Below are 10,653 nucleotides of genomic sequence, written 5' to 3'. Positions count from 1 at the left end.
GGCTCTATAATATTTGTTGGGGTTGTCCTACAATTTGTATGCAAAAAAATACACGCATACATCCAATTCTTTTATACTTGAATTGTCGAGAAACAAGTAAAGAAATGGAGATGCGTGTATATGAATTTTAACATTTCTATTCCAGGATTAAAAGATGTGCTGGTAAAAAACGTAGAAGAAGTAGGAGAATATATTCATGTTTATGTAGAGATGGAGCGTAAACCGCACTGTTGTCCAAAGTGTGGCAGTCAAACCAATCGAATTCATGATTATCGCATTCAAAAAATCAAACATTTGAAGTGGTTTGAACGAAAAACGCTGTTGTTCTATAAAAGAAGAAGATATGTTTGTGCTTGCGGAAAGCGATTCTCTGAAATGAACACGTTTGTAGAGTGTTATCAGCGTAGTACGATCGAATGGAACCAGGCAATTGCAATCAAAGCAATAAAAGGAAAAACATATAAAGAGACGGCAGAAGTTTATGGAACATCCCCAACAACAGTTGTTCGTCGTTTCGATCAAATAGCCAAAGAAGCAATTCATCCGGTCACAGAGCTGCCAAAAGTGATAGCTATTGATGAGTACAAAGGCGATACCAAGGAAGGGAAATATCAATTAATTATAGCTAATGGAATCACAAGAGAACCAATTGACATTCTTCCAAATCGGTATAAAAAAACGATTAAACGGTACCTTCAAAAACATGGAGCGCAAGTACAAATCGTAATCATGGATATGAGTCCATCCTTTAAAGCAGCTGTACAAGAAGCTCTGGGTAAACCAGTTATTGTAGCGGACAGGTTTCATTTTTGTCGATATATTTATTGGGCATTAGATAAGGTTAGGCGACGTGTCCAACAAAACTTTCATGCGTATGATCGTAAGAAGTGTAAGAGAATGAAACATGTCTTTCATAAAGCAAAAGATAAGTTAAATAATGAAGAACGTTGGCTTCTAGAGAGATATCTATCTATGTCGGAAGAATTAAAGCAGGCCTATGAACTGAAAGAAGCCTTTCGAGCATGGTTTACAAGGGCTAAAGAAATTGGAAGCACACAAATTAAGAAGGTCAAATATGAACTCGAACAACTTTTAATAAGATTTAAAACCGAAGGTATTTTAGAGATGTCTGATGTAATAAAGACATTCAAGAATTGGCAGACGGAGATACTCAACAGCTTTGTGTACAATTACTCAAATGGTTTTCTTGAGGGGATTAACAATTCCACCAAAGTAATCAAACGAAACGCATTTGGATTTAGAAGTTTTGAGCGCTTTCGTGCCAAGATATTATTAACACATCAATTTAAGGGAATTGGAATACATGTTGGATAAAAACTAGAGAATGAACATTTGTATGTTTGGAGGGTCTAAGACCTTCCAAACATACAAATGCCACCAAGCTTAAGCGCGGTAGCCTAGTATTTTACCCCAACAATTGACTTAGAACCTTTCCTTCTAAATATCAAACTCTGAAAAATCTTCTGCAATATATGTATTAGGAAATATGCCTCTTGCTTCTCTCAATAGCTGTATAGTTAACGATTGGTCATATCTTGCACTAATATGGGTTAATAGCAGACAATCAACATTAGCCCTTTTCGCTGTTTCGGCAGCTTGTACAGTTGTGGAATGATAATATTCGGTGGCAATAGAAGCTTCTTTTTCAGAAAATGTTGCTTCATGAACCAATATTTTTGCTTCTTTAGCTAATACTTCTGCAGCATTACACGTTCTTGTATCCCCTAAAATAGTAATAATTCTTCCTTTAATATTCGGCCCAAGAAAAGTTTGACTGCTTATGACTGTACCATCATCAAGCTTGAGGTCTTCTCCATCTTTAATTTTTTTATAAATAGGTCCTGGTTTTATCCCATATTCCAATAATTTGACGGTATCTAACTTTCCTGGGCGATCCTTTTCGATTACACGATAGCCAAAGCTTGTTACACCATGCTCTAATATTTTTGCTTCTACCATAAAATCATCGTCTTCAAAGATTACGCCTTCTTCTATCTCCACGACTCGTAGCTCATATTTTAAGTATGTCTGACTAACAGCAAGACTTATTTGTATATAGTCCCTAATTCCTTTTGGTCCATATACTGTCAATGGTGTTTCTCCGCCTTGAAAAGATCTACTCGAAAGAAAGCCTGGCAATCCATAGATGTGATCTCCATGTAAATGGGTAATAAACACCTTCTCCACTCTTCTTGGTTTTATACTAGTATGTAAAATTTGATGCTGTGTTGCTTCTCCACAATCAAATAGCCAAATACTACCCTTTTCTTCTAAAAGCTTTAAAGCAATTGCTGAAACATTTCTCGATTTAGCCGGAATCCCTGCACCAGTTCCTAAAAATTGCAATTTCATGTTTACTCGATAATCCCCTTTCATTTTTCTTCGTTGTACCTAATCCTGCTGTATAAATAAAACCGTATCATTAAATACTAAATCAGAATAGTTGCCTTAAGTATACTTTACAGCTGATGGAATATCCAAATTCCTAAATCTTTTAACTAGTAACTTTTGCTAATCTATTGTAATATCATGTTGGATGAATGAAAAATTTCTGCTGAAAATACAAATAGTAAAAATATTTGCAAAAATTACAAACAAATGTGTTGCCTTATCCTTCAGAAAAAGATAAAATTTTATAACTGTATAGGTACATGTCTTATTTTAAGAAAAATGTACTTTTGTAAAGCAGCAATTTAAAAATTTTCATACATATATAAATGAAATGAGGTACAAGAAAGTGAATGAAAAACAAACATCAAATGCACTTATTATGATCTTCGGAGCTACAGGAGATTTAGCCAATAGAAAGCTTTTTCCATCTCTTTATCGATTGTATAAAAAAGGTAAATTAGCAAATTTCGCCGTGGTAGGTGTAGGAAGAAGAACGTTAACACAAGAACAGTTCAAACAAAATGTTGTTAACTCTGTGTCTGAAGCCATTGCGGGTTCTAAAAATGATGACTTAGAGACATTCGCTTCTTATTTCTGCTATCATTCTCATGATGTTACAGATTCAAGCTCTTATGCGGAGCTAAAAAACATCGCAGATGAATTAGATGTCAAATATAGCTTAAACGGCAATCGTGTATTTTATTTAGCAATGGCACCAGAATTCTTCGGACCAATTGCGATTCATTTAAATCAGGATGGATTAACGGATGTAAAAGGATATAAACGTTTAATCATTGAAAAACCATTTGGACATGACTTAGAATCCGCTAAAGAACTGAATGAGCAAATCCGTACTGCTTTTTCTGAAGATGAAGTATATCGAATTGACCATTACTTAGGAAAAGCAATGGTTCAAAATATTGAAACGATTCGTTTTTCTAATGCGATTTTTGAAAACCTGTGGAACAACCGTTATATCAGCAATATTCAAGTAACCTCAAGTGAAGTACTTGGAGTGGAAGAACGTGGTAGATATTATGAAACAAGTGGCGCACTTCGTGATATGGTTCAAAACCATATGCTACAGATGGTTGCCCTTCTTGCAATGGAACCGCCAATTAAACTTACTCCAGATGAAATTCGCTCAGAGAAAGTAAAAGTTTTCCGTGCAATGCGTCCAATTGAAGTAGAGGAAATGGACAAATACTTTGTAAGAGGACAATACGGCAAAGGATTAGTAGAAGATTTAGAAGTACCAAGCTACCGTGAAGAACAAATGGTTGATCCTAATTCCAATACTGAAACTTTTGTAGCTGGTAAAGTAATGATCGATAACTTCCGTTGGGCTGGCGTTCCATTCTATATCCGTACAGGAAAAAGATTAGAAAGCAAATCAACAAAGATTGTTGTTCAATTTAAAGATATCCCAATGAATCTATATAATCGACCTGATCAAGAGATCACACCAAACCTTCTTGTCATTCATATTCAACCAGAAGAAGGAATCACTTTGCATTTAAATGCTAAAAAAGCAGGACAAAACATGGAAGCAACACCTATTAAACTGAGCTATGCAAATACAGGAATTGCAGGAATAAATACACCAGAAGCCTATGAGAAACTAATTGATGACAGCCTTCACGGTGATGCTACAAACTTTACCCATTGGGATGAAGTTGCGTTATCTTGGAGCTACGTAGATAAAATTTCACAAGCGTGGGAACAAACTCCTTCTACTCAATTCCCAAATTATGCATCAGGGACAATGGGACCAAAAGAGGCAGATGAGTTATTAGAAAAAGATGGCTTCTTCTGGTGGCCGGTCAATCAATTTGAAGTAGATGTTTGCTAAGTAAAACTTTTTCTAGAAACTTTTAAAAAACGTGAATCCTCATTTGAATTCACGTTTTTTTGCTTATCAAAAATGGAATAATAGGAGCTCCTGATGAAAAAAATAAAATTTGCCTTTACTATTTTGCTAGTATTTCTCATATATAATTTACTTGTTTATTACATTGGCTGGAATGGTTATGTATGGCTTAAATCCTTTCAACTGACACCCTACCCAGCTTTCTATATTGGAGCTATTATCCTTTTTTCCTATGCGTATTTTATTAGTCACTTCCTTAAATCAATTACGATCTTTAAAATAATTGGTGCCTATTGGCTAGCTATTTTTGAATATGGACTAATCCTTTTTCCCCTAGCCAATATTAGCTGGTTTATCTTAAAGATGTTGATGGATCCGATGGATGCGACCATAATCATAGGTACTATCACTGCATCCTTACTCTTATTTTTACTTGTTTTTGGAACATATAATGCTTATTCGCCAATTATTAGAACATATAAACTTACTGTAGAAAAAAAACAAGCAAAAAGAGACACTCTACGCATCGCTATGGCTTCTGATATGCACTTTGGCACTTTATCTGGGAAAAGTCATTTAAATCGGCTAGTAACGCAAATAAACAGCCTACAGCCTGATTTAATATTATTACCTGGCGATATCATTGATGACGACCCAATTCCTTTTATGAAAAAGAAGATGGGAGAGCAATTGAAACAATTACATGCTCCATTAGGTATTTATGGTGTATTAGGCAATCACGAGTATTATGGAAAAATGATACCTACGTTTATTAAAGAAATGAACCGCATTGGCATTCACATCTTAATGGATGAAAAAATCACAATCGACGAAACTATTCGTCTAATTGGTAGAAAAGATAAAACAGATAAAGATAGGCTTTCCATTCCTGCACTATTAGAAAATGAGAGCAACCGCCTTCCAATCATCATGATGGATCACCAGCCAGATGAGCTTGAAGCTGCCATGAATGATGGAATTGACGTCATTTTATCAGGACATACACACAGAGGACAAATGGCACCAAATCATCTTATAACTAGAAGAGTATTTGAATTAGATTGGGGATACAAACAAAAGAAGCAACTTCATGCCATTGTTTCCTCCGGCTTTGGATTCTGGGGACCACCAATTAGAATTGGCAGTAGATCAGAGATCGTTTCTATTGAAATTAAATTTACTTAAAACGAGTTAACTATTATTATTTTGAAAAAATAAACACTCTTGTATATGCTGCTGAAAAAATATAGCAGCATATTTTTTATAGTATTTTTTAATTTAAGTAGGTAGAAGAAATGATTGGGTGCGGAAAATTTCTATTTGATGATACGCTTGATGAACACACTTTTCTCTTTCCAGCTCGTCTTTTGGTTTTCATTCCCTTGATAAATGCCACTATACCCTCAACTTCCGCTATACCCCTTTTATCATTCCCCTAATTTATGCACCTTCACCGTTGATATATCATTCAGTTTATTTAATCCCAACAAAAAAAACACACCACAATTAAAAGTGTGATGTGTTTTAACATATTTCTTATTTTTCCATCCAGTTTGTATGGAAAATTCCTTCTTTATCAAGACGCTCATATGTGTGTGCACCGAAGTAGTCACGTTGCGCTTGTAATAAGTTTGCTGGTAAAGTTGCTGTACGGTAGCTATCAAAGTATGATAATGCTGCTGCAAAGCTTGGTACAGGAATACCGTTTAAGACAGCACCAGAAATTACTTCACGTAATGCTGCTTGATAGTTTTCAGTGATTTCACTGAAGTATGGATCCAATAATAGGTTTTTCAATTCTGGATCACGGTCATATGCATCTTTAATTTTTTGTAAGAATTGAGCACGAATAATACAACCACCACGGAAAATCATAGCGATTTCTCCATAGTTTAAGTTCCAATCGTATTCGTCAGATGCTTCTCTCATTTGTGCAAAACCTTGTGCATATGAAACAATCTTACTTAAGTAAAGTGCTTTACGAACAGATTCGATATATGCTGCTTTATCGCCTGTAAATGGTTTGATTTCTGGACCTGTAAGTACTTTGCTTGCTTTTACACGTTCGTCTTTCATTGCTGAAATAAAACGAGCAAATACAGATTCTGTAATCATTGGAAGTGGAACACCTAAATCTAGGGCACTTTGGCTTGTCCATTTACCAGTTCCTTTTTGACCAGCAGTATCTAAAATTAGATCTACTAAAGGCTTACCTGTTTCTTCATCTATTTTAGTGAAGATGTCTGCAGTAATTTCGATTAGGTAGCTATCAAGCTCTCCTTTATTCCATTCTGCAAATACTTCATGAAGTTCTTGCGCTTCTAATCCTAGAACATGCTTCATGATAAAGTATGCTTCACAGATTAATTGCATATCTCCATACTCTATACCGTTGTGGACCATTTTAACATAATGGCCAGCACCATCTGGACCGATATAAGTAGTACAAGGCTCATCATTAACTTTTGCAGAGATATCACGGAAAATAGGAGCAACCAATTCATATGCTTCTTTTTGACCACCAGGCATGATAGAAGGACCTTTTAAAGCGCCTTCTTCTCCACCAGAAACGCCTGTACCAATAAAGTGAATACCAAGTTCACTTAATTCTTTGTTACGTCTTTGTGTATCTTTAAAGAATGTGTTACCACCATCGATAACAATATCCCCTTTATCTAATAAAGGTTTTAATTGCTCGATTGTAGCGTCTGTAGCTGGACCTGCTTTTACCATTAGCATAATTTTACGTGGAACTTCTAAAGATTGTACAAATTCTTCTAACGTATATGTTCCAACAATATTCTTGCCTTCTGATTCTTTAAGCATTTCTTCTGTTTTTTCTTTTGAACGGTTGAAAACGGAAACAGTATATCCTCTGCTTTCGATGTTCATCGCAAGGTTTTTGCCCATGACCGCTAAACCGATTACACCAAATTGCTGTTTTGTCATTTTTTCCTAACGTCCCTTCTAAACTATGTATCCTTTATAGTAGAATTCACTTAACTTTAGCAAGATTTTTTAAGTTATGCAACTAAAATGCAACTACTTTTCCGGTTTATTTCAAAAAAATTTTTTTATTAAAAATAACCGAACTAAAATTTCTTTCCTTGTAGAAAATCTTTATTGAAGCTAGTCAGTGTACCGATATTTTCTTCCTTTTTTGAAATATTATTTTTTTCAGATGCTGGTTCGATTATGGATGAGCCATATTTTTCTTTTAGCTTATCAATAGCAGTCCAGAGAGGTTCTTTTTCTGCGTCCTTTTCAAAAGAAAAGAGATCCAGTTGTTTTACTACAATATTATTGTCTATTAAATCTCCTGCTGTTATTCCGAGTAAGCGGACTGGATTTCCATCCCATGCTGAAATAAAAATCTCTTTGCTTAATTGATGTATCTCTTCTTCTGTTTTAATTGGATTTGCTAATTTTTTGCTTTTGGAATAATTTTTACGGTTTCCGTAACGAATCGTGACAGTAACATGATTAGCATGCACATGCTTTCTTTTCATACGCGTAGCAACTTTATTTGCTAGTGTTTCCAAAACTTGAAATAATTCTTGTTGATTCTTTACATCACGAGGCAAAGTAGTAGAATTCCCAATGCTTTTAAATTCATTAGCTGCTTCCGGATCGACTGCCCGGTTATCTTCTCCATTGGCTCTTTCCTTTAAGCGAATACCATTAATGCCTATTGTTGCTTTTAGTGGAATGGATTGAGCCATCGCCAAATCTTGAATGGTTTGGATACCAATTGCCCTTAGTTTTTCCCCTGTTTTTTTTCCTATACCATGCATTTCTTCTACTTCCATTGGCCAAAGGATTTGTGGAATGTCCCGCTTTCTTAAAATGGTGATACCCATCGGTTTTTTTAGATCAGATGCCGTTTTGGCGAGAAATTTATTTGGAGCAATCCCAATACTGCATGGTAAATCTAAGCGTTCATAAATTCGTTTCTGGATTGTTTTTGCAATGTAAATCGGGGTTCCTAACTCATGACAATTCGTAATATCAACATAGCCTTCGTCGATGGAAACTGGCTCAACGATATCCGAGAATTCATGGAGAATTTGAAACATGGCAAGGGATGCCGTTCGATAACGATCAAAATTTGGAGGTAAAACGATTAAATCCGGGCATTTCTTTTTTGCTTCCCATAAAGGCATGGTTGTTTTTACTCCAAATTTTCTTGCTTCATAGCTACAAGTGACGATTATACCTCTGCGCTCTTTTTCATTCCCCGCAATTGCCAGTGGTTTCCCCTTTAACTGTGGATTATAGGCCATTTCTACAGATGCATAAAAACTGTTCATATCTACATGTAGTATAACTCGTCCCTTTTTTGGATAAAATTCTTTCATCTTACCTTCACCATTCTTTTGATCATTATAGATTATTTAATACATTTATCCTTCTGGAAGAAATTAAGCAGGCTGATTTTTCATATAGTCTTTAATTTCTCTTACCCCATCTAATGTTTCAATCAAAATAGTAGGGTCCAACATTAAAACCAAACGTTTTTCTAAATTAAGAACTCCTGTTATATATTCTGTTTTCTGATATGCAGAGATTCCGACCTCTTTAATAACCTCTTCTTTAATATCAATGATTTCCTTCGCGTCATGGACAATCATGGCAAAAGAAATATCCTCTGTTCTCACCACAATTAATTTATTTGTTTCATTTTCTTCTGTCCTTTGATTATATAATACCATCTGTAAATCAATAACAGGAATGAGCTCGTCTCTTACTTTTCTTATCCCTTTCACAAAGGAAGGCAATTGAGGAACAGGTGTAATTTGTTCTTCTTTCTCAATCGATATCACATAAGAAACATCTATTGAATATTCGCCGCTAGCAACTTTAAAAATAACAACCTTCTTCTCTTCCATCTATATTCCCCCAAAATTAGTATGTACAGTAGTATTTTCCTATAAAAATATTTTCCTCTGTTTTCTAAATAAATGCAAGTAAAATAGAAACATTTGTTTCGATATATATACAAAAAAAGAGTGAATCCTAAATTAGGACACACCCTTACATAACCTTGATTATTTACCTGTTACTTCTTCAATAATAGCTAGTACCATCTCAGCCAATTTATTTAATTCTTCAATTGGCATCTTTTCATTTGTTGTATGAATATCTTCATATCCTACCGCAAGATTAACTGTAGGAATGCCAAAACCGCAGATTACGTTGGCATCACTACCTCCGCCGCTTTGTTGTAATTCACAGCTTCTGCCAATTTTTGCAGCGGCTTTTTTAGCCACTTCCACGACATGGTCACCTTCACCGAATTTAAAACCTGGATACATTATATCCACTTCTACAATAGCTTCTCCACCCATTTCTTTAGCAGCTGACTCAAATGCATCCTTCATTTTAGCAACTTGTGCAAGCATTTTATCTTCTACTAATGAGCGTGCTTCTGCAAGAATATCTACATGGTCGCAAACGATATTTGTTTGTTTTCCTCCAGCGAAACTGCCGATATTGGCTGTTGTTTCTTTGTCTATACGACCTAAAGGCATTTTTGCTACCGCTTTAGAAGCAATCGTAATAGCAGAAACTCCCTTTTCAGGTGCCACGCCTGCATGAGCTGTTTTCCCTAGAATCGTTGCTTTGACTTTTGCTTGTGTTGGTGCAGCTACAACGATATTTCCTACTTTACCATCACTATCTAATGCGTAGCCGTATTTTGCTTGAATTAATTTTGGATCAAGTGCTTTTGCTCCTAATAATCCAGATTCTTCTCCTACTGTGATGATAAATTGAATGGTTCCATGAGGAATATTATTTTCTTTAATTACAGTAAGTATTTCAAGCATAACAGATAAACCAGTTTTATCATCTGCCCCAAGTATTGTCGTGCCATCTGTTACTATGTATCCATCTTTAATGGACGGTTTTACTCCAACTCCAGGAACTACTGTATCCATATGAGAGGTGAAGTAAATCGGATCAACATTTTCCTTTGTTGCCGGCAGTGTACAGATTAAATTACCTGCACCGTGACCTGTAATCGCAGTAGTATCATCCTCGAATACTTCTAAACCTAGCTCTTCAAATTTCTTTTTTAATACAATACTAATTTCTTTTTCAAACTTTGTTTCCGAATCAATTTGTACTAGTTCTAAAAATTGATTTAATAAACGCTCTTGATTAATCATTTTTTGTTCCTCCAAAAATTAGTGACATTATTAGTATACGCTTATAAAAATAGAACATCAAATGAAAATCACAGGGATAATTATTTTGATTTTCATGTAGATATGAAAATTTCGGACGGAATATCTACCTTTATTTTTAAGAATAGATCTGTATTTTTAAAGAGGCTGGGACAAATCTAAATAACTAATCTTTAAAGACGA

Annotated in this window: 8 protein-coding genes; 3 read left to right on the top strand and 5 right to left on the bottom strand. The window is 35.1% G+C overall.

All coding sequences use genetic code 11. The annotated features are described in order from the left end of the window. Positions 1-114: 114 nt before the first annotated feature. Positions 115-1,335: an ISL3 family transposase gene (locus ADJ83_RS11485; protein WP_081836520.1), complete on the top strand. Its 1,221-nt coding sequence runs from the start codon at positions 115-117 to the stop codon at positions 1,333-1,335. A gap of 123 nt (positions 1,336-1,458) precedes the next feature. On the opposite strand, the gene rnz is transcribed toward ADJ83_RS11485, so the two are convergent. Continuing rightward, positions 1,459-2,373 (bottom strand): ribonuclease Z, encoded by a 915-nt coding sequence (rnz, locus tag ADJ83_RS11480; RefSeq protein WP_031538391.1) that lies wholly within the window; start codon positions 2,371-2,373, stop codon positions 1,459-1,461. A 418-nt stretch (positions 2,374-2,791) separates the two neighbouring features. On the opposite strand from rnz, the gene zwf reads away from it, so the two are divergent. Next, the gene (zwf, locus tag ADJ83_RS11475; protein WP_031538393.1) at positions 2,792-4,264 is read left to right on the top strand and encodes a glucose-6-phosphate dehydrogenase; all 1,473 of its coding nucleotides are present in this window, start codon (positions 2,792-2,794) and stop codon (positions 4,262-4,264) included. A gap of 93 nt (positions 4,265-4,357) precedes the next feature. Beyond that, complete coding sequence (locus ADJ83_RS11470) at positions 4,358-5,467, top strand: metallophosphoesterase (protein ID WP_031538395.1); 1,110 nt, start codon at positions 4,358-4,360, stop codon at positions 5,465-5,467. Between the two features lie 351 nt (positions 5,468-5,818). On the opposite strand, the gene gndA is transcribed toward ADJ83_RS11470, so the two are convergent. The 4 genes from gndA to ADJ83_RS11450 all read right to left on the bottom strand — a co-directional run bounded on the left by gndA (position 5,819) and on the right by ADJ83_RS11450 (position 10,452). Further along, positions 5,819-7,231, bottom strand: coding sequence for an NADP-dependent phosphogluconate dehydrogenase (gndA, locus tag ADJ83_RS11465; RefSeq protein ID WP_048717795.1), 1,413 nt, complete (start codon positions 7,229-7,231; stop codon positions 5,819-5,821). A gap of 143 nt (positions 7,232-7,374) precedes the next feature. Next, positions 7,375-8,640 carry a DNA polymerase IV gene (locus ADJ83_RS11460; protein ID WP_048717793.1) on the bottom strand — a complete coding sequence of 422 codons (1,266 nt, stop codon included), beginning with the start codon at positions 8,638-8,640 and terminating at the stop codon, positions 7,375-7,377. 63 nt (positions 8,641-8,703) lie between these two features. Continuing rightward, on the bottom strand, positions 8,704-9,171 hold the full coding sequence (locus ADJ83_RS11455; RefSeq protein WP_048717790.1) for a chemotaxis protein CheW: 468 nt from the start codon (positions 9,169-9,171) through the stop codon (positions 8,704-8,706). 159 nt (positions 9,172-9,330) lie between these two features. Further along, a complete protein-coding gene (locus ADJ83_RS11450) occupies positions 9,331-10,452 on the bottom strand; it encodes a tripeptidase T (RefSeq protein WP_048717788.1) in 1,122 nt (373 codons plus the stop codon). Between the last annotated feature and the right edge of the window lie 201 nt (positions 10,453-10,653).

The sequence above is a fragment of the Bacillus sp. 522_BSPC genome (assembly GCF_001076885.1).
GTDB classification, from domain to species: domain Bacteria; phylum Bacillota; class Bacilli; order Bacillales; family Cytobacillaceae; genus Niallia; species Niallia hominis.
The sequence above is the reverse complement of the archived record's forward strand: the minus strand, read 5'-3'. Positions and strand labels throughout refer to the sequence as shown.

Excerpts from the sequence above, each read along its gene's own strand:
- rnz (WP_031538391.1), bottom strand. The coding sequence starts at position 2,373 with ATGAAATTGCAATTTTTAGGAACTGGTGCAGGGATTCCGGCTAAATCG.
- zwf (WP_031538393.1), top strand. The coding sequence starts at position 2,792 with ATGATCTTCGGAGCTACAGGAGATTTAGCCAATAGAAAGCTTTTTCCA.
- ADJ83_RS11470 (WP_031538395.1), top strand. The coding sequence starts at position 4,358 with ATGAAAAAAATAAAATTTGCCTTTACTATTTTGCTAGTATTTCTCATA.
- gndA (WP_048717795.1), bottom strand. The coding sequence starts at position 7,231 with ATGACAAAACAGCAATTTGGTGTAATCGGTTTAGCGGTCATGGGCAAA.
- ADJ83_RS11460 (WP_048717793.1), bottom strand. The coding sequence starts at position 8,640 with ATGAAAGAATTTTATCCAAAAAAGGGACGAGTTATACTACATGTAGAT.
- ADJ83_RS11455 (WP_048717790.1), bottom strand. The coding sequence starts at position 9,171 with ATGGAAGAGAAGAAGGTTGTTATTTTTAAAGTTGCTAGCGGCGAATAT.
- ADJ83_RS11450 (WP_048717788.1), bottom strand. The coding sequence starts at position 10,452 with ATGATTAATCAAGAGCGTTTATTAAATCAATTTTTAGAACTAGTACAA.